This window comes from Sphingomonas sp. CARO-RG-8B-R24-01, from assembly GCF_022662295.1.
Lineage (GTDB): Bacteria > Pseudomonadota > Alphaproteobacteria > Sphingomonadales > Sphingomonadaceae > Sphingomonas.
In genome coordinates this window covers 62,975-85,885 of the sequence record NZ_JAKNQI010000007.1, presented here as the reverse complement: position 1 = coordinate 85,885, position 22,911 = coordinate 62,975, and the positions used below count along the sequence as shown (strand labels likewise).

General features: G+C 65.9%; 19 protein-coding genes. 9 read left to right on the top strand and 10 right to left on the bottom strand.

Features of this window, described 5'->3' with window-relative positions:
- Positions 1-57 precede the first annotated feature (57 nt).
- Positions 58-1,722 carry a formate--tetrahydrofolate ligase gene (locus tag L8G49_RS14360; RefSeq protein ID WP_242186474.1) on the top strand — a complete coding sequence of 555 codons (1,665 nt, stop codon included), beginning with the start codon at positions 58-60 and terminating at the stop codon, positions 1,720-1,722.
- Positions 1,723-1,834: 112 nt separating this feature from the next.
- On the opposite strand, the gene def is transcribed toward L8G49_RS14360, so the two are convergent.
- Both def and recR read right to left on the bottom strand, forming a co-directional pair.
- Positions 1,835-2,365, bottom strand: a complete 531-nt coding sequence (def, locus tag L8G49_RS14355; RefSeq protein ID WP_242186472.1) for a peptide deformylase — start codon at positions 2,363-2,365, stop codon at positions 1,835-1,837.
- A 144-nt stretch (positions 2,366-2,509) separates the two neighbouring features.
- Positions 2,510-3,106 carry a recombination mediator RecR gene (gene recR / locus L8G49_RS14350; protein ID WP_242139278.1) on the bottom strand — a complete coding sequence of 199 codons (597 nt, stop codon included), beginning with the start codon at positions 3,104-3,106 and terminating at the stop codon, positions 2,510-2,512.
- A gap of 117 nt (positions 3,107-3,223) precedes the next feature.
- On the opposite strand from recR, the gene fmt reads away from it, so the two are divergent.
- Both fmt and truA read left to right on the top strand, forming a co-directional pair.
- Positions 3,224-4,210, top strand: a complete 987-nt coding sequence (fmt, locus tag L8G49_RS14345) for a methionyl-tRNA formyltransferase (RefSeq protein WP_242139116.1) — start codon at positions 3,224-3,226, stop codon at positions 4,208-4,210.
- The gene (truA, locus tag L8G49_RS14340) at positions 4,207-4,947 is read left to right on the top strand and encodes a tRNA pseudouridine(38-40) synthase TruA (protein ID WP_242139117.1); all 741 of its coding nucleotides are present in this window, start codon (positions 4,207-4,209) and stop codon (positions 4,945-4,947) included. The genes fmt and truA overlap by 4 nt, the downstream gene beginning before the upstream one ends.
- Before the next feature lie 195 nt (positions 4,948-5,142).
- Here truA and thiS read toward each other — a convergent pair whose 3' ends face one another.
- A complete protein-coding gene (gene thiS / locus L8G49_RS14335; RefSeq protein ID WP_347272074.1) occupies positions 5,143-6,147 on the bottom strand; it encodes a sulfur carrier protein ThiS in 1,005 nt (334 codons plus the stop codon).
- A gap of 135 nt (positions 6,148-6,282) precedes the next feature.
- On the opposite strand from thiS, the gene aroQ reads away from it, so the two are divergent.
- The 6 genes from aroQ (at position 6,283) to purL (ending at position 13,381) form a co-directional block, all read left to right on the top strand.
- Positions 6,283-6,717 carry a type II 3-dehydroquinate dehydratase gene (aroQ, locus tag L8G49_RS14325; RefSeq protein WP_242139118.1) on the top strand — a complete coding sequence of 145 codons (435 nt, stop codon included), beginning with the start codon at positions 6,283-6,285 and terminating at the stop codon, positions 6,715-6,717.
- A gap of 39 nt (positions 6,718-6,756) precedes the next feature.
- A complete protein-coding gene (gene accB, locus L8G49_RS14320; protein WP_242186470.1) occupies positions 6,757-7,230 on the top strand; it encodes an acetyl-CoA carboxylase biotin carboxyl carrier protein in 474 nt (157 codons plus the stop codon).
- Positions 7,231-7,232: 2 nt separating this feature from the next.
- The gene (accC, locus tag L8G49_RS14315; RefSeq protein WP_242186467.1) at positions 7,233-8,585 is read left to right on the top strand and encodes an acetyl-CoA carboxylase biotin carboxylase subunit; all 1,353 of its coding nucleotides are present in this window, start codon (positions 7,233-7,235) and stop codon (positions 8,583-8,585) included.
- A 311-nt stretch (positions 8,586-8,896) separates the two neighbouring features.
- A complete protein-coding gene (locus L8G49_RS14310) occupies positions 8,897-9,850 on the top strand; it encodes an alpha/beta hydrolase (RefSeq protein ID WP_242186465.1) in 954 nt (317 codons plus the stop codon).
- Between the two features lie 4 nt (positions 9,851-9,854).
- Positions 9,855-11,093 carry an MFS transporter gene (locus tag L8G49_RS14305; protein WP_242186463.1) on the top strand — a complete coding sequence of 413 codons (1,239 nt, stop codon included), beginning with the start codon at positions 9,855-9,857 and terminating at the stop codon, positions 11,091-11,093.
- Positions 11,094-11,140: 47 nt separating this feature from the next.
- Positions 11,141-13,381 (top strand): phosphoribosylformylglycinamidine synthase subunit PurL, encoded by a 2,241-nt coding sequence (purL, locus tag L8G49_RS14300; RefSeq protein WP_242186462.1) that lies wholly within the window; start codon positions 11,141-11,143, stop codon positions 13,379-13,381.
- A 639-nt stretch (positions 13,382-14,020) separates the two neighbouring features.
- Here the strand turns inward: purL and L8G49_RS14295 are convergent.
- The 7 genes from L8G49_RS14295 to nuoL form a co-directional block, all read right to left on the bottom strand.
- The gene (locus tag L8G49_RS14295; RefSeq protein ID WP_242186461.1) at positions 14,021-14,299 is read right to left on the bottom strand and encodes a DUF1467 family protein; all 279 of its coding nucleotides are present in this window, start codon (positions 14,297-14,299) and stop codon (positions 14,021-14,023) included.
- Between the two features lie 31 nt (positions 14,300-14,330).
- Positions 14,331-15,908 carry a ribonuclease J gene (locus L8G49_RS14290; protein ID WP_242186634.1) on the bottom strand — a complete coding sequence of 526 codons (1,578 nt, stop codon included), beginning with the start codon at positions 15,906-15,908 and terminating at the stop codon, positions 14,331-14,333.
- Between the two features lie 193 nt (positions 15,909-16,101).
- Positions 16,102-16,884 (bottom strand): type III pantothenate kinase, encoded by a 783-nt coding sequence (locus L8G49_RS14285; RefSeq protein ID WP_242186460.1) that lies wholly within the window; start codon positions 16,882-16,884, stop codon positions 16,102-16,104.
- A gap of 17 nt (positions 16,885-16,901) precedes the next feature.
- Positions 16,902-17,714, bottom strand: a complete 813-nt coding sequence (locus L8G49_RS14280; RefSeq protein ID WP_242186459.1) for a biotin--[acetyl-CoA-carboxylase] ligase — start codon at positions 17,712-17,714, stop codon at positions 16,902-16,904.
- Between the two features lie 47 nt (positions 17,715-17,761).
- Positions 17,762-19,216 (bottom strand): NADH-quinone oxidoreductase subunit NuoN, encoded by a 1,455-nt coding sequence (gene nuoN, locus L8G49_RS14275; protein ID WP_242139126.1) that lies wholly within the window; start codon positions 19,214-19,216, stop codon positions 17,762-17,764.
- Entirely contained in the window at positions 19,213-20,742 is a 1,530-nt protein-coding gene (locus L8G49_RS14270) for an NADH-quinone oxidoreductase subunit M (RefSeq protein ID WP_242186458.1), read from the bottom strand. Before L8G49_RS14270 ends, nuoN begins: the two co-directional genes overlap by 4 nt.
- Entirely contained in the window at positions 20,739-22,910 is a 2,172-nt protein-coding gene (nuoL, locus tag L8G49_RS14265) for an NADH-quinone oxidoreductase subunit L (protein WP_242186457.1), read from the bottom strand. Before nuoL ends, L8G49_RS14270 begins: the two co-directional genes overlap by 4 nt.
- Between the last annotated feature and the right edge of the window lies 1 nt (position 22,911).

Here is a 22,911-nt window from a genome sequence, read left to right as displayed (position 1 = left end):
CAGCGATGCGCCACTTCCCCCCTCCCCCTATCCGATCCGAGCGGTTATGGGCGCTCCATGCTGTCCGACATCGCGATCTCGCGCGCCGCCACCCTGCACCCCATCAGCGCGATCGGCGCGGCAGCGGGAATCCCCCCGGAGGCGGTCGAGCCTTATGGACATTTCAAGGCGAAGATCGACCTCACCCGCCTGCCCGCGGCGACCTCGACCGGGAAGCTGATCCTCGTCACCGCGATCAACCCGACCCCCGCCGGCGAGGGCAAGTCGACGACCTCGGTCGGCCTCGCGGACGCGCTCAACCGGACCGGTCGCAAGACGATGCTCGCGCTGCGCGAACCGTCGCTTGGCCCGTGCTTCGGGACCAAGGGCGGCGCGACCGGGGGCGGCTACGCACAGGTCGTGCCGATGGAAGACATCAACCTCCATTTTACGGGCGATTTCCACGCCATCACGTCGGCGCACAATCTGCTGGCCGCGATGATCGACAACCATGTCCACTGGGGCAATGCGCTCGACATCGACGTGCGCCGGATCGTGTGGCGGCGGGTGCTCGACATGAACGACCGGGCATTGCGGGACATCGCGCAGTCGCTCGGCGGACCCGCGAACGGGTTTCCGCGGGAAAGCGGATTCGACATCACCGTCGCTTCGGAAGTCATGGCGATCCTGTGTCTGGCGGACGACCTGCACGACCTCGAAGCGCGGCTCGGGCGGATCGTCGTCGCTTATACGCGCGATCGGCAGCCGGTGACCGCCAGGGACCTGAAGGCCGATGGCGCCATGGCGGTGTTGCTCGCCCAGGCGATCAAACCCAACCTCGTCCAGACGCTGGAGGGGACGCCCGCGCTGATCCACGGCGGGCCTTTCGCCAACATCGCGCATGGCTGCAATTCGGTGATCGCCACGCGCACCGCGCTGGGTCTGGCGGACTATGTCGTCACCGAAGCGGGCTTCGGCGCCGACCTCGGGGCCGAGAAGTTCTTCGACATCAAATGTCGCCAGGCCGGGCTTAAGCCGGCGGCGACCGTGATCGTCGCGACGGTTCGCGCGCTCAAGATGAACGGCGGGGTGGCCAAGGCGGATTTGTCCGCGCCGGACGTGGACGCGGTGCGTCGCGGCGGCGTCAACCTCGCCCGCCATATCGAGAACGTCCGCGCGTTCGGGGTTCCGGTGGTGGTGGCGGTCAACCGATTCGACAGCGATACGCCGGAAGAGTTCGAGGCGATCCGCGCCATCGCGGCCGCGCAGGGGTGCGAGGCGGTCCTCTGCACGCACTGGGCCGAGGGCGGCGCCGGGGCCGAGGCGCTGGCGGAGGCGGTCGTCGCGCTCTGCGACCATATGCCGGGCCAGTTCGCCCCGCTTTACGCCGACGACCTGTCGCTGTTTGACAAGATCAATACGGTCGCCACGCGGATCTATCGCGCGGAGGAAGCCGTCGCCGACCCGTCGGTGCTCGCGCAGCTGGCGCGCTGGGAGGCGGCGGGGTTTGGCCACCTTCCGGTATGCATGGCCAAGACACAGTATAGTTTCTCGACCGATCCCGCCAAGCTCGGTGCGCCGACCGGGCACGTCGTGCCGGTCCGCGAGGTCCGGCTGAGCGCCGGTGCCGGGTTCGTCGTGGCGATCTGCGGGGAGATCATGACGATGCCGGGCCTACCACGCGTGCCGGCGGCGGAGGGCATTCGGTTCGGGGCGCTGGGTGAGATCGAGGGATTGTTCTGAAGCGGCAGGGATGAACCACCGTTCTTCTGCGAAAGCAGGCGCCTTGGGTAACGAGGAACTGCTCTCTTAACCCTGGGCTCCTGCCTGCGCAGGAGCACGCAGGAGGCTGGTTTCAGCCCGCCTTGCGCATCTTGGTCAGCTTTTTCATCAGCATGTCGCGCTTGAGCTTCGAGATGTGGTCGATGAACAAGACGCCGTTAAGATGGTCGATCTCATGCTGAAGCGCGGTCGCCATCAGGCCGTCCATGTCGCCTTCCTGCCGCACGCCTTGCTCGTCGAGCCACGCCGCGCGGCATCGTGCGGGGCGCTCGACGTCGGCATATTGCTCGGGAATCGACAGGCAGCCCTCGGCGTAGACCGACAGCTCGTCGCTCACCGACAGCAATTCCGGGTTGATGAAGACCAGCGGCTTGCGCACCGGCTTGGCGTCCTCGCCCTCGCCTTCGGTTTCCTGCAGGTCGATCACGACGATCCGCTGCTCGATCGCGACCTGGGTCGCGGCGAGGCCGATGCCTCGCGCGTCGTACATCGTGTCGAACATGTCGGAGACGATCGTGCGCACCGAGTCGTCGACGGTTGCGACGGGCTTCGCGACGGCGCGGAGGCCGGGATGCGGGACTTCAAGAATTTCGAGGACTGCCATTCCCGCGAGCTAGGAAAGCGCGCACGGCGCGTCAAGGTTGCTGCCTTGCTTCTTCGTGGCTTTGTGGCTTCGTGCGAGAAAGTCTTTTTCGCACAAAGCCACAAAGACACAAAGATCAGAACAGGTTGAAAGAGGTTTCGCCTCCTAGGCAACAGGTCGCCGCGCCCGCAACGCCTGCGCCAGCGTTCCTTCGTCGAGATAGTCCAGCTCGCCGCCGACCGGCAAACCATGTGCCAGCTGCGTGATGCGCACCGGGAAGCGTTCGATCCGCTCGGCGATGTAATGCGCGGTGGTCTGCCCTTCGAGCGTCGCGTTCATCGCAAGCACCACCTCGTCGATCCCGCCATCCGCGATCCGCCGCACCAGCGAATCGATCGCGAGGTCTTCGGGGCGAACTCCTTCGAGCGCGGACAGCCGCCCGCCAAGGACATGAAAACGCCCCGGGAACAGGCGCGAGCGATCTAGCGCCCACAAGTCCGCAACCTCCTCGACCACACACAAGGCGCGCGCATCGCGCCGCTGGTCGGCACAGACGCCGCAGGGGTTGGTGGTGTCAACATTCCCGCAAACTGAACAGGTTGCGAGGTTTTCATCGACAGCCATCAGAGCATTGAGCAACGGCCCCAGCGCTGCCTCGCGCCTTTTGAGAAGATGCAGCACCGCCCGTCGCGCCGATCGCGGTCCGAGCCCGGGGAGCTTGCTGAGCGCCTGCGTAAGGGCTTCGATTTCGGGAGACGCCATCCAGAACAGATAGGGGGCCATTGTGCGTTCGTCACCCCGGCGCAGATCGTCGACTGCAAGGCGCGGGAGGGATGCCGGCGCTTGTGTTTGGCGTCCCGCAATCGCAAGAGCCGCATCATGCGGATCATCTTCATGGGCACGCCCGACTTCTCTGTCCCCGTCCTGCAGGCGCTGGTCGATGCGGGGCATGACGTCGTCGCGTCGTACAGCCAGCCACCGCGCCGCGCCGGGCGCGGCAAGGCGTTGACGCCAACGCCGGTCCACGCACGCGCCGAGGTGCTCGGGATCCCGGTCCGTACCCCGGTCACGCTGCGCGATCCAGAAGCGCAGGCTGAATTCGCTGCGTTCGCCGCGGACATTGCTGTGGTCGCGGCCTATGGGCTGATCCTTCCGCGCGCGATCCTCGATGCGCCAGCGCGGGGCTGCCTGAATGTCCACGCCTCGCTCCTGCCCCGCTGGCGCGGCGCAGCGCCGATCCAGCGCGCGATCCTCGCCGGGGATGCGGTCACCGGTGTCTGCATCATGCAGATGGAGGCCGGGCTCGATACCGGCCCCGTGCTCTTACGCGACGAAACACCGATCGACGCAAAGACCGCAGGCACGCTGACCGACGAACTGAGCGCGATGGGCGCACGGCTGATGATCGCCACGCTGGCGGATCTCGCTGGTTGTGCGCCGGTCGTGCAGCCCGAGGATGGCGTCACGTATGCCGCCAAGATCGACAAGGCCGAAACCCGGCTCGATTTCGCGCAGGATGCCGTGGCGGTCGAGCGGCAGATCCGCGCGTTCAATCCGCCGGGGGCGTGGTTCGAGGTCGCGGGGGAACGCGTGCGCGTCCTTGCTGCCGACGTCCTCCGTCATCCCGGCGAAGGCCGGGACCGCCAAGTTGATCGCGCGCCCGGAGAACCGGACGGCCCCGGCCTGCGCCGGGGTGACGAAGGCGGGGCCGATGCGCTGGACGGGCTTGTGCTGGACGCCGACCTTACCATCGCCTGCGCGCAAGGGGCGATCCGGCCGACGCTGCTCCAGCGCGCGGGACGTGGCGTCATGACCGCGCCCGAACTGCTCCGCGGCTTCGCGATCCCCGCCGGAACCCGGCTTTGACGCGGTTCGCGCTGACGGTCGAATATGACGGGCGCCCATTCATGGGTTGGCAGCGGCAACACCATGGCCCGACCGTCCAGGCTGCGATCGAGCGCGCGGCGCACGCGATCACCGGCGAGACGGTCGCGGTCCACGCCGCCGGGCGGACCGACGCGGGAGTCCACGGGATCGCGATGCGCGCGCATATCGACATCGTACGCGACATCGCCCCGTTCCGGTTGCAGGAGGCGCTCAACGCCAAGCTACGGCCCGATCCGGTCGCGATCACCGGGTGCGAAATCGTGCCGGACGACTGGCATGCACGCTTTTCGTGCATCGGGCGGCATTACGAGTTCCGCATCGTCACCCGTCGCGCGCCGCTGACGTTCGAACGGGGCCTCGCGTGGCGAATCCCTGCGGCGCTCGATGTCGCGGCGATGGCGGACGGCGCGGCGCGACTGGTCGGGCGGCACGACTTCACCACCTTCCGCTCGGCGCACTGCCAGGCGGACAGCCCCTTGCGCACGCTCGACCGGCTCGACGTCGTCGCCGACGGCGAGCGGATCAGCGTGTTCGCCTCGGCGCGGTCGTTCCTGCATCACCAGGTGCGCTCGATGGTCGGGTGCCTCGCGCTGGTCGGCGAGGGGAAATGGACGGCGGCCGACATCACGACCGCGCTAGAGGCACGCGACCGGACCGCATTGGGGTTCAATGCGCCGCCTGATGGGCTGTATTTCTTGCGGGCGGACTATCCGTAGCCGCGGCATGGTTCGCACACTGTGCCGCAACATCCGCATAAGTTGCTGGGGCTAATCACTTTGCAACGGCGTCATCCTGAACTTGTTTCAGGGTCCACCGCGCCGCAATGACGGGCTGAGCCGGTTGCGCGGTGGATGCTGAAACAGGTTCAGCATGACGCCGTGTGTGGGGGGGCGGCGGCCCCGCCCCTCAGATCAGATCAACCCCGCCAGCGGGCTCGACGGATCGGCGTAGCGCCGCATCCCCATCCGCCCCGCGAGGTACGACAGCCGCCCCGCCTCGACCCCAGCCTTCATCGCCGCCGCCATCATCACCGGATCCTTGGCTTCGGCAATCGCGGTGTTCATCAACACCCCGTCGCAGCCGAGCTCCATCGCAACCGCTGCGTCGGACGCCGAGCCCACGCCCGCGTCGACCAGCACCGGCACGCTCGCCCCCTCGACGATCAGGCGGATCGTCACGCGGTTCTGGATCCCGAGCCCCGACCCGATCGGTGCGCCAAGCGGCATGATCGCGACCGCGCCTGCATTCTCCAGCCGCTTCGCTGCGATCGGATCGTCGACGCAGTAGACCATCGGGAGGAACCCCTCGTTCGCGAGAACCTCGGTCGCGCGGAGCGTCTCGACCATGTCGGGATACAGCGTCCGCGCCTCGCCGAGCACCTCGAGCTTCACGAGGTCCCAGCCGCCCGCCTCGCGCGCGAGGCGCAGCGTGCGGATCGCCGAGTCGGCGTCGAAACAGCCCGCGGTATTGGGCAGATAGGTGACCTTCTTCGGATCGATGAAGTCGGTCAGCATCGGCGCGTTCGGATCGCTGACGTTCACCCGCCGCACCGCGACGGTGACAATCTCCGCACCCGATGCCTCGAGCGCGGCGGCGTTCTGCGCGAAGTCCTTGTACTTGCCGGTGCCGACGATCAGCCGCGAGCGGAACGTGCGCCCCGCAACGGTCCAGGTATCGGCCGTGAGGGCGGGCGCATGATCCCCCCCGCCGACGAAATGGACGATCTCGAGCTCGTCGCCGTCCTCGACCATGACGTCACCCAGCGTCGAGCGCGGCACGACAGCGAGGTTGCGTTCGACCGCGACCTTTTCGGGCATGAGGCCCAGGTCGGCGGCGAGATCGGCCAGGCTCAGCCCCGCGCGGACCCGGCGATGCTCACCATTGACCTGGATGCTGACGGTTCCATCGCTGTGCACAATCATTGACCTTCCGTGTTCGCACCCGCGCTTCCCATGGTCGTGGCTCGACTTCCCGCGCCGCGACCGGGTAAGAGGGAGTGATAGCGCGATATAAGCGTGGCGCCACGGCCCGCAACCGAAAGCCTCCACCCGATGCCCGAAACGATTTTCGTCCTCAACGGCCCCAATCTCAACCTGCTGGGCACCCGCGAGCCCGAAATCTACGGCGCGGACACGCTCGATGACATCGCCGGGCAGCTCGAGGATCGCGCGCGCGAACTGGGGTTCGCCATCGACTTGCGGCAATCCAATCACGAAGGCCATCTGGTCGACTGGATCCACGAGGCGCAGGCGCTGCCCGCCAAGGCGGTGATCCTCAACGCCGCTGCCTTCACGCATACGTCGGTCGCGGTGCTGGATGCGATCAAGGCGGTGCGCACGCCGGTGATCGAGGTGCACCTTTCCAACCCGCACGCGCGCGAAGCCTTTCGCCACGTCAGCCGTATCTCGCCTGCCGTAAAGGGCACGATCAGCGGGTTCGGCGCGTTATCGTATCTGCTGGCGCTTGAAGCGGCGGCACGACTCTGACAGGACGCACCCTCGAAAAACAGGGAGCATAGGGGACATATGCCCGAAGATACCACTGCAGACGCCATGCGGATCGATGTCGATCTGGTGCGTCAGCTCGCACAATTGCTCGACGACACGTCGCTGACCGAAATCGAGGTCGAGGACGGCGGGCGCAAGATTCGCATCGCGCGCAAGGCCGCCGCGGCCCCCGCAGCCGTGCAATATGCGCCGGCACCGACGATGGCCGTGCCCAACAGCGCGCCGTCGGCGGAAATCGTCGCGGCCCCGCCGTCGATGGTCAACGCGGTCAAGTCGCCGATGGTCGGCACCGCCTATCTGTCGCCCAACCCCGAGGCGAAGGCGTTCGTCAGCGTCGGCGATACGGTTGCGGCGGGGGATACGCTGCTGATCGTCGAGGCGATGAAGGTGATGAACCCGATCCTCGCGCCGAGCGCAGGCCGTGTCTCGGCGGTGCTGGTAACGAGCGGGCAGCCGGTCGAGTTCGACCAGCCGCTGGTGGTCGTCGAATAATTATGGCCGACATCAAGAAGCTGTTGATCGCCAACCGCGGCGAGATCGCGCTCCGCATCCACCGCGCCTGCCACGAAATGGGCATCCAGACGGTCGCGGTTCATTCGACCGCGGATGCGGACGCGATGCACGTGCGGCTCGCCGACCAGGCGATCTGCATCGGCCCGCCGTCGGCGACCGAAAGCTATCTCAACATCCCGAACATCATTTCGGCGGCCGAGATCTCGGGCGCCGACGCGATTCACCCGGGCTATGGCTTCCTGTCGGAAAACGCCAAGTTCGCCGAAATCGTCGAAGCGCACGACATCATCTTCGTGGGGCCGAAGCCCGAGCATATCCGCACGATGGGCGACAAGATCGAGGCCAAGCGCACCGCTGGCGCGCTTGGGCTGCCGCTGGTGCCGGGGTCGGCCGGGCCGATCAGCGATCTAGCGGAAGCCAAGGAGATCGCGGCGGCGGCGGGCTATCCCGTCATCATCAAGGCGGCATCGGGCGGCGGTGGTCGCGGGATGAAGGTCTGCACCTCCGAGGACCAGCTCGAGACGCTGATGCAGCAGGCCGGCAGCGAGGCGAAAGCCGCGTTCGGCGATGCGACGGTCTATCTCGAAAAGTACCTCGGCAACCCGCGCCACATCGAATTCCAGGTGTTTGGCGACGGCGAAGGCAATGCGATCCATCTGGGCGAGCGTGACTGCTCGCTCCAGCGCCGCCACCAGAAGGTGCTCGAGGAAGCCCCCTCGCCCGTGCTCGGCGAAGAGGACCGCGCACGGATGGGCGGGATCTGCGCCAAGGCGATGGCCGACATGGGCTATCGCGGTGCCGGGACGATCGAATTCCTGTGGGAAAACGGGGAGTTCTATTTCATCGAAATGAACACGCGGCTGCAGGTCGAGCATCCCGTGACCGAGGCGATCACCGGGCTCGATCTGGTGCGCGAACAGATCCGCATCGCCGAGGGCCACGGCCTGACGCTGCGGCAGGAAGACGTGCAGTTCCGCGGTCATGCGATCGAATGCCGGATCAACGCCGAGGACCCGCGCACCTTCGCGCCGTCGCCCGGGCTGATCAAGCAGTTCCACGCGCCGGGGGGCATGAACGTCCGCGTCGATAGCGGGCTGTATGCGGGGTACCGCGTGCCGCCGTATTACGATTCGATGATCGCCAAGCTGATCGTCTACGGCACGACGCGTGCGGGCGCGATCCGCCGGTTGCGGCGGGCGCTGGAAGAGTTCGTAATCGACGGGCCCACGACGACGATCCCGCTGCATCAGGCGCTGATCGAGGATCCCGAATTCCAGGCGGGCGATTATACGATCAAGTGGCTCGAGGAATGGCTCGCGCGCGAGCCGGCTTGACCTGTTCTCCGGCGAAGGCCGGAGTCCAGGGTTACGGTCGCTGCGTTCTGTAATTCTGGATTCCCGCCTTCGCGGGAAAACATTGGCGATAGCGTCACCCCGGCCTCGCGCCGGGGCCCACCGTCGAGCGTCATCACCGTTTTGCGGAAGCGAACCGCCGTAAATCCGTGGCAAGCCCGGGATGCCGCGCGAGGGTGCGACGGCGCATCCCCACACACCCACGCACCAACGCTTGCCAGCGCGGAAGAAACCGGCAACCTTCCCCCGAAACCGGCCGCCCACGGGGCGGACACCAAGGGGGGGGGCAACGCATGGGCTGGCGCATTCTCGGCTATATCCTGCTCGCCCTGCTCGCGCTGCTGGTCATCGCGTTCCTTTATTTCCGCACGCCCGATACCGACCCCGTCGCCATGCGCGCCAAATACGGTGCGGCGCCGTCGCAATTCGTCGACCTCGGTAACGGCCTGACGGTCCATCTGCGCGACACCGGCCCGCGCGACGCCCCCGCGATGATCCTCGTTCACGGGTCGAACGCGTCGCTGCATACGTGGGAGCCATGGGCGCAGCGGCTGGGTACGCGCTTTCGCATCATCCGGATGGACCTGCCGGGCCACGGCCTGACCGGCGCCAGCCCGACGCGCGATTACTCCACCGCCGCCTATGTCGACGTGGTCGACCGCATTCGCGCAAGGCTCGGCGTCGACCATGTCGTGCTGGCGGGCAATTCGATGGGCGGCGGGGTCGCGTGGGCCTATGCGCTCGCCCACCCCGATCATGTCCGCGCGCTGGTCCTGATCGACTCGGTCGGCCAGCCCGAACCGGGCAATGGCAAGCCGCCGCTCGCCTTTCGCATCGCGCGCCTTCCGGTGCTGCGCGAGATTGCCGCCGTCGTCACCCCGCGCAGCCTGATCGCCGGCAGCCTGCCCGGCGTATTCCACGACCCCCGGCTGGCGGACGCCGCGATGATCGACCGCTATTGGGAATTGCTGCGCTATCCCGGCAATCGCCTGGCGACGATCGATCGCTTCGCGGGTCCGCCAGCGGTTGCGACGGCCGCGCAGCTCCACCGCCTGACGATGCCGGTCCTCCTTCTGTGGGGCGCCGACGACACGCTGATCCCGGTCTCGTCCGCAACGTGGCTGCACGCCCACATTCCGGGCAGCCGCCTGATCGTCTATCCCCACACCGGCCATCTGGTTATGGAGGAAGCGGCCGACCGAAGTGCGAACGATGTCCTGCATTTCCTCTCGGCGCCAAGAGGATAGCGACATGGCAGTGCTGGACGACCTAAAGACCCTCACGCCCTCCCAGCGCAGTGCGATCTGGGCGAGCTATCTCGGCTGGACGCTCGATGCGTTCGATTTCTTCCTGATGGTCTTCATGGTCAGCGCGATCGCGCATGAGTTCGGCACCGACGTGAAGACCGTGACCGAGGCGATCTTCTTCACGCTCGTCGCGCGGCCGTTCGGCGCGTTCTTCTTCGGGCTGCTCGCGGACCGGTTCGGGCGGCGTCCGGTGCTGATGATCGTCATCCTGCTGTTTTCCGTCTTCTCGATCGCGTCCGGCTTCGCACCGTCGCTGTTCGCGCTGTTCGTCATCCGCGCGGCATTCGGCTTCGCGATGGGCGGCGAATGGGGCATCGGCGCAAGCCTCGTGATGGAATCGATCCCGCCCAAGCTGCGAGGGTCCGTTTCGGGCCTGCTCCAGTCGGGCTATCCGTCGGGCTATTTCATCGCCAGCCTCGTCTATTTCCTGCTGTTCGACCTGATCGGGTGGCGCGGCATGTTCATGGTCGGCGTCGCGCCGGCGATCCTCGTCTTCCTCATCCGGATGCACGTCGAGGAAAGCCCGGTGTTCGCGGAACGCGCCAAGAAGGCGCGCAGCAACCCCTTCGCCGAGCTCGCACGGCATTGGAAAATGGCGCTCTATCTCGTTGTGTTGATGACCGCTTTCAACTTTCTCAGCCATGGCACGCAGGATCTCTACCCGACCTTCCTGCGCGAGCAGCACAAGTTCGACACGCATACGATCGGACTGCTCGCCGCGGTGATGAACATCGGCGCGATCATCGGCGGGATCGGGTTCGGGATCTGGTCGGAACGGATCGGGCGCAAGCGCGCGATCATCGTCGCCGCGGTACTGGCGCTACCGGTCATCCCCTTGTGGGCGTTCACGGCGACGCCACTGTTGCTCGGGCTCGGCGCGTTCCTGATGCAGATCGCGGTGCAGGGCGCTTGGGGCGTCGTGCCGGTCCACCTCAACGAACTGTCGCCCGCCGCGGTGCGCGGCATGTTCCCGGGGTTCGCCTATCAACTCGGCAACCTCATCGCCTCGCGCAACGGCCCGCTCCAGGCGGGGATCGCACAGGCGAACCACGGCAATTACGGGCTGGCGATGGCGCTGGTCGCAGGGGTCACCGTCGTCGTGCTGATCGGCTGGACCGCCTTCGGTCCGGAGCGCCGCAATGTCGATTTCGTCGCGGAGGCGAAGTCCGAGGCGCTCGCGTGACACATCCGGGGTGACGCGACCGGATCGGGCCGCTAAAGCCCCGGAGCATGAGCCAGATCACGCCGGAAGTCGTCGCCCAGCACGGGCTGTCCCCTGAAGAATATGAGCGCGTGCTGCACGCGCTGGGTCGCGAGCCCAATCTGACCGAGCTCGGCATCTTTTCGGTGATGTGGTCCGAGCATTGCTCGTACAAATCCTCGCGTATCCATCTCAAGAAGCTCCCGACCACCGGCCCGCAGGTGATCTGCGGCCCCGGCGAGAATGCCGGCGTCGTCGATATCGGCGACGGCCAGGCGGCAATCTTCAAGATGGAGAGCCACAACCACCCCTCCTACATCGAACCCTATCAGGGGGCCGCGACCGGCGTCGGCGGGATCCTGCGCGACGTCTTCACGATGGGTGCGCGCCCGGTCGCCAATCTCAACGCTTTGCGCTTCGGGCGGCCCGATCATCCCAAGATGCGTCACCTGATCTCGGGCGTGGTCCACGGCATTGGCGGCTACGGCAATTGCGTCGGGGTGCCGACGGTCGGCGGCGAGGTGAACTTCCACCCCGCCTATGACGGCAACATCCTCGTCAACGCGATGACGGTCGGCGTCGCCGAGGCCGACAAGATCTTCTATTCCGCCGCTTCCGGGATCGGCAATTCGATCGTCTATGTCGGCTCCAAGACCGGTCGCGACGGGATCCACGGCGCGACCATGGCGTCTGCTGATTTCGGCGAGGATTCGGAATCGAAACGCCCGACCGTCCAGGTCGGCGATCCCTTCACCGAGAAGCTGCTGATCGAAGCGTGCCTCGAACTGATGGCGTCGGACGCGATCGTCGCGATCCAGGACATGGGCGCGGCTGGCCTTACGTCCTCCGCGGTCGAGATGGCGTCCAAGGGCGGGGTCGGGATCGAGCTCAACATGAATGCGGTGCCGCAGCGCGAAACCGGCATGACGCCCTATGAGATGATGCTGAGCGAGAGCCAGGAGCGGATGCTCATGGTGCTCAAGCCCGGCCGCGAGGATTTCGCCGAAGCGATCTTCCACAAATGGGAGCTCGACTTCGCGGTGATCGGCCACGTGACCGACACCGGCCACATGGTGCTCAAGTTCCACGGCGAAACGGTCTGCGACATCCCGCTCGCGCCGCTCGCCGACGAAGCGCCTTTGTACGACCGGCCTGCGGCGTCGAAGGAAGAGTATCAGGCCTGGGCCAAGGTCAAGCCGCTCGCAGACGTCCCCGAGGCGACCGATATCGCGGCCGACCTGCTGACGCTGATGGCCTCCCCCGACGTCGCCTCGCGCCGCTGGATCTGGGAGCAGTACGACACGCAGGTCGGCGCGGACACGATCCAGCGCCCCGGTGGCGACGCTGCGGTCGTCCGCGTTCACGGCACGCAAAAGGGGCTCGCGATGAGCACCGATTGCACCCCGCGCTATTGCTATGCCGACCCGTATGAAGGCGGAAAGCAGGCGATTGCAGAGTGTTATCGCAACCTCTCGGCGGTCGGCGCGACCCCGCTTGCGGTCACCAACTGCCTCAACTTCGCCAACCCGCAGCGCCCCGAGATCATGGCGCAGTTCGTCGGCTGCCTCGACGGCATGGGCGACGCGTGCCGCGCGCTCGACTTCCCGATCGTGTCGGGCAACGTCTCGCTCTACAACGAGAGCAAGGCGACCGGTGGTGGTTCGGCAATCCTGCCGACACCGGCGATCGGCGCGATCGGGTTGCTTGCCGATTGGTCCAAGTCCGCGACGATCGCGTTCAAGGGCACTGGCGACGTGATCGTGCTGATCGGCGAACGCTCGGGGCATCTCGGCCAGTCGCTGTGGTTGCGCGAAGTCCATGGCCGTGAGGAAGGCGCCCCGCCCCCGGTCGATCTTGAAGCCGAGCGCCGCAACAGCGAGTTCGTCCGCGCGCATATCGCGACCGGCGCGCTGACCGCGGTGCATGACGTGTCCGATGGTGGCATCGCCGTGACGATCGCCGAGATGGCGCTCGCCGGGAATGTCGGCGCGATGCTGCATGCGCCGCTGCCATGCGGTGTGGCGTGCGCGTTGTTCGGCGAAGATCAGGGGCTGTACGTCGCAACCGTCGCGGATCACTTGCTGCTCGAGACGCTGATGGCGGCGGATGCGGCGGGTGTCGAGATCGAGCGGATCGGGCGGACGATCGCTAGCCGGCTGATCTTCGAGCTTCCCGACGACGATCATGTCGTGACGCTGGACGCACTGCGGGCAGCGCACGAGGGGTTCTTCCCCAAGCTGATGGGGGACATCGCGCCGGTCGAGAACTAAGGGGGGGGCGCATCCCGGCCCTCCACCCCGCCTACTTCCCCGGCGAAGGCCGGGGCCCAGGAGCGAAGGCCAAGGTAACGCAGCGCAGGCGGCAGCAACGCCTGCGTCACTCTTGGGCCCCGGCCTTCGCCGGGGAAGTCGACGGTGGTGGAGGTGGCGCGCTATTTTCGGCCCATGCACCCTGTCTTCCTCCCCGGCAAAGGCCGGGGCCCAGGAGCGAAGGCCAAGGTAACGAAGCGCAGGCGGCAGCAACTCCTGCCTCACTACTGGGCCCCGGCCTCCGCCGGGGAAGTCGAAGATGGTGGAGGTGGCGCGCTATTTCCGGCCCATTCACCCTGCCCACTTCCCCGGCGAAGGCCGGGGACCAGGAGCGAAGGCCAAGGTAACGAAGCGCAGCCAGCAGCAACGCCTGCGTCACTATTGGGCCCCGGCCTCCGCCGGGGAAGTCGAAGGTGGTGGAGGTCACGCGCTATTTCCTGCCCATTCACCCTGCCCACGTCCTCGGCGAAGGCCGGGGCCCAGGAGTGAGGGTTGAGGTAACGAAGCGCAGGCGGCAGCAACGCCTGCCTCACTACTGGGCCCCGGCCTTCGCCGGGGAAGTGGAAGGTAAGAGAAGCGTGCGGGATGGTGCAGATCCCCCTACTCGACGTCCTTCCAAGCCCCCCAGAAGTCGAGCATCTTCGGCGTCAGCCAACCATAGCTGAAGTTGAGCATATAAAGCCCCCACAACACGGTCGCCACGATCGTCACCCGCAGCGCAATCCGCCCCGCGCGAAACTCGTGCGGCGCGCTGTCCGCCTGGCCCGGCACGCGATCCACGCCTGCCTCGTCCGCGGTCTTCACCCCGAACGGCAGGACGAAGAACACCGAAAACGCCCAGAACAGAAAGTAGATCGCCAGCGCCGAAGTCCACCGCATGTCGTTCTCCTTCCCGTCCCAGCGCCTGAAGTCAGGCCTCGATCAGCAACACATCGACGATCGGCTTCTTGCCGGTCCAGCGCGTCGCGACCTTGCGGGTCGCGAGACGGATCTGCTCGCGCAGCTTGTCGCGGTCACGCCCGCCTTGCTTGACCGCCGCGATCACCGCGCCGATCGTCTCGTCGAGGAACGGCTCGCGGTCTTCCTCGACCGGAATGCCCTGGATGCGGACCTGCGGCTGCCCAATCATCCCGCGCTGCCCGACCGCAACCGCGACCGAGATCTGCCCGAACAGGCCGAGCTTGCGGCGCTCGTTGATCGTCGAGCCATCGCCCGGCAGGATCACGTCGCCATCGAGCACGAGACGACCGACCGCGGCATTGCCGATCTTGGTCGGGTTGCCCGGCGCGAGCCGGATGATGTCGCCGTTGGTCTGCACCACCGCACGCGGCACGCCTTCGGACAGGGCAAAGCGCGCCTGTTCCATCAGGTGGCGCATTTCGCCATGCACCGGCATCAGGATCTCTGGCTTCATCCAGCGATACATCTGGAGCAGCTCGGGACGACCCGGATGACCGGAAACGTGGACGTGCGCCTGGCGGTCGGTGATCATGATCACGCCCTTGGCCGCGAGCTGGTTCTGGATCCGCCCGATCGCGACTTCGTTGCCCGGGATCTGCTTGGACGAGAAGACGACGGTATCGCCCTGGTCGAGCGAGATCGGATGCTGGCCGTTCGCGACACGTGCGAGTGCTGCGCGATCCTCGCCCTGCCCGCCGGTCGCGATGACCAGCACCTTGTCGCGCGGCAGACGCATCGCTGCCTCGGCGTCGATCGTGTCCGGGAAGTCCTTCAGATACCCCGTCGCGCGCGCGACCTTGAGGATGCGGTCGAGCGACCGCCCCTGGACCGACAATTTCCGCCCGGTCTCGATCGCGACCTTGCCCAGCGTATGCAGACGCGCCGCGTTGGATGCGAACGACGTCACCAGCACACGACCCTTGGCCTTGCCGATCACGTCCATCAGGCCCGCCAGCACGTCGCTCTCGGAGCCCGACGCGTCGTTGTTGAACACGTTGGTCGAATCGCACACCAGCGCGAGCACGCCGTCCTTGCCGATCGCCGCGAGCTGGTCGGGGGTGGCGGGGCTGCCGATGACCGGCCGCGCATCGAGCTTCCAGTCACCGGTGTGGAAGATACGGCCGTACGGCGTATCGATCAGCAGTGCGCTCGCTTCTGGGATCGAATGCGACATCGGCACGAAGGTGATGCCGAACGGCCCGAGGTCGAACGGCGCGTCGGGCTGGATCACGCGGAGCTTGACGCGGCTGGCGTTGCCTTCTTCCTCGAGCTTGCCGCGGATCAGGCCGGCGGTAAACGGCGTCGCATACAGCGGCACGCCGAGGTCCTCGGCGAGATAGGGCAGCGCGCCGATATGATCTTCATGACCATGCGTCAGCACGATCCCGATCAGATCGTCGAGGCGTTCCTCGATGAATTGCAGGTCGGGCAGGATCACGTCGATGCCCGGATATTGCGGATCGGCGAAGGTGATGCCGCAATCGACCATCAGCCACTTGCCGTTGCAGCCGTACAGATTGACGTTCATGCCAATCTCGCCCGACCCACCGAGGGCCAGGAACAAGAGTTCTTTCTTTGGGGTAGTCACTAAGTCTTTGTTCTTTCAAATAAACGCCGCCAGCTTTGCCAGCGGCGCAGGGAGGGTGCGCTGGTGAGGCGCGATGAATATCGTAGAGATCGGGGAAGCGGGGCACCGGGGTCGGCGCACGCACGCATGGACTCTAGGCCTGCATATGGGCGCGTTCCCACAAAATCGCCAGCCCCTGAATGGTGAGATCGGGTTCGATCGCGTCGAAAGCGTCGGTATGCTGCTCGAACAGCACCGCCAGCCCGCCGGTCGCGACGACCGTGCACGGGCGACCGACTTCCGCCTTCATCCGCGCGACCAGCCCCTCGATCATCGCGACATAGCCCCAGTAGATGCCGATGTGCATTTGCGTGACCGTATCGCGCCCGATGACACTGGTGTCGCTGGGCGCCTCGATCGCGATCCGCGGCAGCTTGGCGGCGGCGGTGACGAGCGCGTCGAGCGACAGGTTGATGCCGGGCGCGATGATCCCGCCCTTATACGCGCCGGTATAATCGACGACGTCGAACGTCGCGGCGGTGCCAAAGTCGATCACGATCAGGTCGCCGGGATGCCGCGCATGTGCCGCGATCATCGTCACCGCGCGGTCCGCGCCGACGCTCTTGGGTTCGAGCACGTCGAGCTGCATGCCCCATTCGACCGGGGCCTGGCCCGCTATCAGCGGTTCGCTGTCGAAATATTTCCGCGCGAGCGTCTGGAGGTTGTGGAGTGCGCGCGGGACGACGGTCGCGATGATGACACCCTTCACCTGCTTGCGGTCATAGCCTTCGAGATTGAGCAACTGGCTGAGCCACACCGCATATTCGTCCGCCGTACGGCGCGGATCGGTGGCGATGCGCCAGCGTGCCTTGATCGTGGTGCCTTCGAGCAAGGCGAAGACGATGTTGGTGTTCCCGGCGTCGATGGCGAGCAGCATGGCTGGAGAGAAGCCCTTCAGAGGAGGAACACGTCGCCCGCGTGAATGACACGCGCGGTGCCATCCGCCAAGCGCAGGATGAGCGCGCCGTCACTGTCGAGCCCGTTGAACAGCCCGTCGGTCGCGCTGCCGTCGGGGAGCCGCGCGGTGAGCGCGGTGCCGATCGGGTGCGCGCGCTCGAGCCAGCGGGTGCGTATTGGCGCAATACCCTGCCCGCGCCAGATGCTCAGCCAGCGGGCGAAGGTGTCGGCGAGCGTTTCTGCGAAGTCGGCGGGCTCGGGGGTTGCGCCGTGGGCAGCGAGGCTGGTGGCGCGGCGGTCGGTGTCGGTCGGGTAATGCGCAATGTTGACGCCGATCCCGACGACGATCGCGTCACCGGTGCGTTCGAGCAGGATGCCGGAGATTTTTGCGCCGTCGATGAGGAGATCGTTGGGCCATTTCAGGACCAACCCTTCCGCATTACCGCTTTCGCCTCCGCTTCCCCTCTCGCTTCCGCTTCCCCGGCGAAGGCCGGGGCCCAAGAGCGGAACGTTGGAAGATCGATCGCTTCGGTCCGTTACCTCGGCCTGCGCGACTGGGCCCCGGCCTTCGCCGGGGAAGGGTACAGGTGATGGAAGATAGGCCCGGACCACCTCTTCCAGCGCAACCGCAGCCACCAGCGCAAGCGTAGCAGCAGCAGGATCCCCGCCCCGCACCCGCACAACGCTAGACCCGTAGAAATTCCCGACCGGCGAAACCCAGAGCCGCCCCTGCCGCCCGCGCCCGCCAGTTTGCCGCTCGGCGCGCAGCCAGATCCCCTCGGGAATCCCGCTGCGCGCCAGCTCCAGCATGTCGGCATTCGTAGATCCCGTCTCCGCGACGGTACGAACCCGCTCGCTCAGAACAGCGCCTTCGCCGCAACCATCGTCGCACCACCGAGGCTCGCAAGCCCCAGCCAGCCAAGCGGCGAAATCGCCGCGGCCATTACCGCGATCAGCCCGCCCTCGACCGGATCGGTGCGAACCGCAAGCGGCGCGCCATCGACCGTGTCAGCAGGCGCATCGATGTACATCACCTTGACGACACGCAGGTAATAGAAGGCACCGATCACCGAAGCGACGAAGCCGACCACCGCCAGCGGGTACAGCCCGGCAACGATCGCCGCCTGGAACACCGCGACCTTGGCGTTGAAGCCGAGCATCGGCGGAATACCTGCGAGCGAGAACATGAAGATCGCCATCGCCAGCGCCAGGCCAGGCCGCGTCCGCGACAGGCCAGCGAGAGCGGTGATGCTCTCGACCGGCTGCCCGGCGGCGTCCTTCATCTGAAGGACGATCAGGAAGCTGCCCAGCGTCATCACGACATAGACGGTCAGGTAGAACAGCACCGCCGCGACACCCGCCTGCGTACCGGCCGCGAGACCGATCAGCACGAAGCCGACGTTGTTGATCGACGAATAGGCCAGCAGCCGCTTGATGTTGCTCTGCCCGATCGCCGCGACCGCACCGAAGATGATCGACGCGAGTGCTGCGAAGATCACGATCTGACGCCACTGGTCGGTCGCCGGGCCCATCGCCTCGACCGCGACGCGGACCGACAGCGCGACCGCCGCCACCTTGGGAGCGGAGGCGAAGAAGGTCGTCACCGGGGTCGGCGCGCCTTCGTACACGTCCGGGGTCCACATGTGGAACGGAACGACACTCATCTTGAACGCAAGGCCAGCGAAGACGAACACGAGGCCGAAGGTCAGCCCGAGCGAACGGCCAGCACCATAAGCGGTCGCGATCGATGAGAACATCGTCGTGCCGCTGAAGCCGTACACCAGCGAGATGCCGTACAGCAGGATCCCGCTCGCCAGCGCGCCGAGCACGAAATACTTGAGGCCGGCTTCCGCCGAGCGACGGTCACGGCGCATGAAGCTCGCGAGCACATAGGCCGCAAGGCTCTGGAGCTCGAGACCGACATAGAGCGTCAGCAAGTCACCCGCCGACACCATCATGCTCATGCCCGCCGCGGACAGCAGGATCAGCACCGGATATTCCGGGCGGAGATCGTCGCCACGGCCAGCTGCGAAGAACCGCGGGGCGATCAGGATCGCGACGGCGGACGCACCGAAGATCAGGACCTTGGCGAACGCGCCGAACGCATCCGCCCGAACCAGCCCGCCAAACGCCGCGCCACCATAAGACGCAGGCCCGGTCAGTGCGATCGTCGCGCCAACCAGCACGGCAACCGCGACGATCGACACCAGCCGAGTCGATGCCTGGCCACCCCAGGCCGACACCAGCATCAGCGCGATTGCCCCAAGCGCGAGGATTTCCTCGGGGAGCACCATCAACAGCGACATGTTCATGGCCGTGCCTCCGCATGCGTCGCGGGCAGTGCCATGGCCTTGCCCGCGGTCGGGAGCGAGTCACCCGCCGGGGTCGCGCGCGAAATGCGTGCTTCCAGCGTTGCGACATCCTTGCGCATCGGCGCGAGGAAGCTCTCGGGATACACGCCCATCCACAGCGCTACCGCTGCAATTGGGGCCAACAGCGCAATTTCACGCAGCGAAAGGTCGGGCATTGCGCGCACATCGTCCTTGGTCAGATCGCCGAATACGACACGGCGGTACAAGTAGAGCATATAGGCAGCCCCGAGGATGATCCCGGTGGTGCAGAGCAGCGTGATGACGGTCGAGACGCGGTACGTCCCTGCCAGGCTGAGGAATTCGCCGACGAACCCGCTCGTGCCCGGAAGCCCGATCGATGCCATCGTGAAGAACAGGAACAGCAAGGCGTAGCGCGGCATGTTGATCGCCAGACCACCGTAACGCGAGATTTCGCGGGTATGGAGTCGATCGTAGATCACGCCGACGCACAGGAACAACGCTGCCGAGACGAGGCCATGCGACAGCATGACGATCATCGCGCCCTCGATCCCCTGCCGGTTGAACGCGAACAGGCCAATCGTCACGATCGCCATATGCGCGACCGAGGAATAAGCGATCAGCTTCTTCATGTCCGACTGCACGAGCGCCACGAGCGAGGTGTAGATCACTGCGATCGCCGACAGACCGAGCACCAGCCACGTCAGCTGCGCCGACGCTTCAGGAAACATCGGCAGCGAGAAACGCAGGAAACCGTATCCGCCAAGCTTGAGCAGAACACCCGCAAGGATCACCGAGCCAGCGGTCGGGGCCTGGACGTGCGCGTCGGGAAGCCAGGTGTGGAACGGCCACATCGGCATCTTGACTGCGAACGACGCGAAGAACGCCAGCCACAGGAAGGTCTGCGCCTTCACCGGGAAGTCGGTCCGCAGCAGCGTCGGAATGTCGCTGGTCCCTGCGAAATTCGCCATCCACAGCATCGCCACCAGCATCAGCACCGAGCCGAGCAGCGTGTAGAGGAAGAATTTGTACGAGGCGTAGATGCGGTTCACGCCACCCCAGATGCCGATGATCAGATACATCGGGATCAGGCCGGCTTCGAAGAAGATGTAGAACAGGAACAGGTCCTGTGCCGCGAAGGTGCCGATCATCAGCACTTCGGTGAACAGGAACGCCGCCATATATTCCTGGACGCGGTTGGTCACCGCGACCCAGCTCGCCCCGATGCACACCGGCATCAGGAACACGCTGAGCATCACCAGCAGCAATGCGAAGCCGTCGAGGCCGAGCTTCCAGCTGAAGATGCCGAGGTTGCCGGCGTCCTCGACGAACTGCCACTGCGCCCCGCCGATATCGTAGCTGGTCCACAGACCGATCCCGAGAACGAGATCGATAAGCGTCGCGATCAGCGCGATCCAGCGCGCGCCCTGCGCGGAGGAGAAGAGACAGGCCACGGCCGCAATCGCAGGGATCGCGAGCATGATCGAAAGGATTGGAATGCCGCTCACTTGCTCGTCGCCCAGATGTTGATTGCCCAGGTCACGGCCCCGGTCAGGCCCAGCAGCATGACGAACGCATAAGTGTAAACATACCCCGATTGGAACTTGCTAGCAGCGCGCGAACTCCGCTCGACGATCCACGCCGAGCCATTCGGCCCGAAGCGATCGATCGTCTTCTCGTCGCCGCGGTGCCAGAAGAAGCGGCCGATGGCGAACGCCGGCTTGACGAACAGCAGATCGTACAATTCGTCAAAATACCATTTGTGGAGCAGGAAGTCGTAGATCGGCGCGTAGGTCTCGGCGAGCTTCTGCGACACACCCGGCGAGCGGATGTAGAAGACGTAAGCCCCTACCAGACCGGTCAGCATCGCGATCGTCGCCGACAGCTTCACCAGCAACGGGATCTCCTCCATCGACTCCATCAGCTTCTCGCGGAAGGCGATGCTGCCGTGCCAATAGGCTTCGCCAGCGCTCGGATCGATGAAGTAGCCGTGGAACACGAACCCGGCCGCAATCGCACCGATCGAGAGGATGATCAGCGGGAGCAGGATCGGGAACGGGCTTTCGTGCGGATGATAGCCGCCCGTGCCGTCGCCCTTGGTCGTGAACACCGGATGCAGCGGAACCGCGTGACCAGGCGCATTGTGCGTATCCGGCTCACTGCCCTGCCCTTCTTCCGCGGCTTCACCATGATGCGCATGCGCAGCAGTGGTGCCGTGATCGTCATGGCCAGCATGGACCGAGTCATGGCCGTGGCCGTGCGCATCGTGGATCGCATGCTGGATATGCTCGGACTGCTCCCAGCGCGGCTTGCCCCAGAAGGTGAGGAACATCAGACGCCACGAATAGAAGCTCGTCAGCAGCGCGACGATGATCCCGACGATCGATGCGCCATGCTGGCCCGAAGCCCAGGCCGCCTCGATGATCGCGTCCTTCGAGTGGAAGCCGGCGAACCCGATCGCGAGCGGATTGCCGAACACTGCGGGGATGCCGACGCCGGTGATCGCCAGCGTGCCCATCATCATCCCCCAGAAGGTGATCGGAATGCTTTTCCGCAGGCCGCCATAATAGCGCATGTCCTGCTCGTGATGCATCGAATGGATCACCGAACCCGCACCCAAGAACAGCAGCGCCTTGAAGAAGGCGTGCGTGAACAGGTGGAACATCGCGGCGCCATACGCCCCACACCCGGCGGCAAAGAACATGTACCCGAGCTGCGAGCAGGTCGAATACGCAATGACGCGCTTGATGTCGGTCTGCACCAGCCCGACCGTCGCGGCGAACAGGCAGGTCGCTGCACCCACCGTCATCACGACCGTCAGCGCGAACGGCGACGTCTCGAACATCGGCGACAGGCGGCACACCATGAACACGCCCGCGGTGACCATCGTCGCCGCGTGGATCAGCGCCGACACCGGGGTCGGGCCTTCCATCGCGTCCGGCAACCAGGTGTGAAGCCCGAGCTGCGCCGACTTGCCCATCGCACCGACGAACAGCAACAGGCACAGCAGCGTCATCGTATCGACGCGGTAGCCCCAGAAGCCGATCGTCGAGCCCATCATCCCCGGCGCGAGCCGCAGGATCTCGGGGATCGAGACGGTGTGGAAGACGAGATAGGTGCCGAAGATGCCGAGCATGAAGCCGAGATCGCCGACGCGGTTGACGACGAACGCCTTGATCGCGGCGGCATTGGCGCTGGGCTTGCGGAACCAGAAACCGATCAGCAGGTAGGATGCGAGACCCACGCCTTCCCAGCCAAAGAACATCTGGACGAGGTTGTCCGCGGTCACCAGCATCAGCATCGCGAAGGTGAACAGCGACAGATACGCGAAGAAGCGCGGCTGGTCGGGGTCCTCCTCCATATAGCCCCAGCTATACAGATGGACGAGCGCCGAGACGCTGGTGATGACGACGAGCATGACCGCGGTCAGCGCGTCGACGCGCAGCGACCAGTCGATCACCATGTCGCCGGAATGGATCCAGTCGAGCACCGGCACGACTGTCGCTTCGCCACCACCGAGGTAATGGATGAAGATCGGCCAGCTCAGCGCGCACGACGCGAACAACGCGCCGGTCGTCACGATCTTGGGAAGCGCGGAGCCGAAGCCCTTGTTCGCAAACCCTGCGATCAGTGACGCGAGCAGCGGCAGGAAGACGATGAGAAGAATCGAATGCACG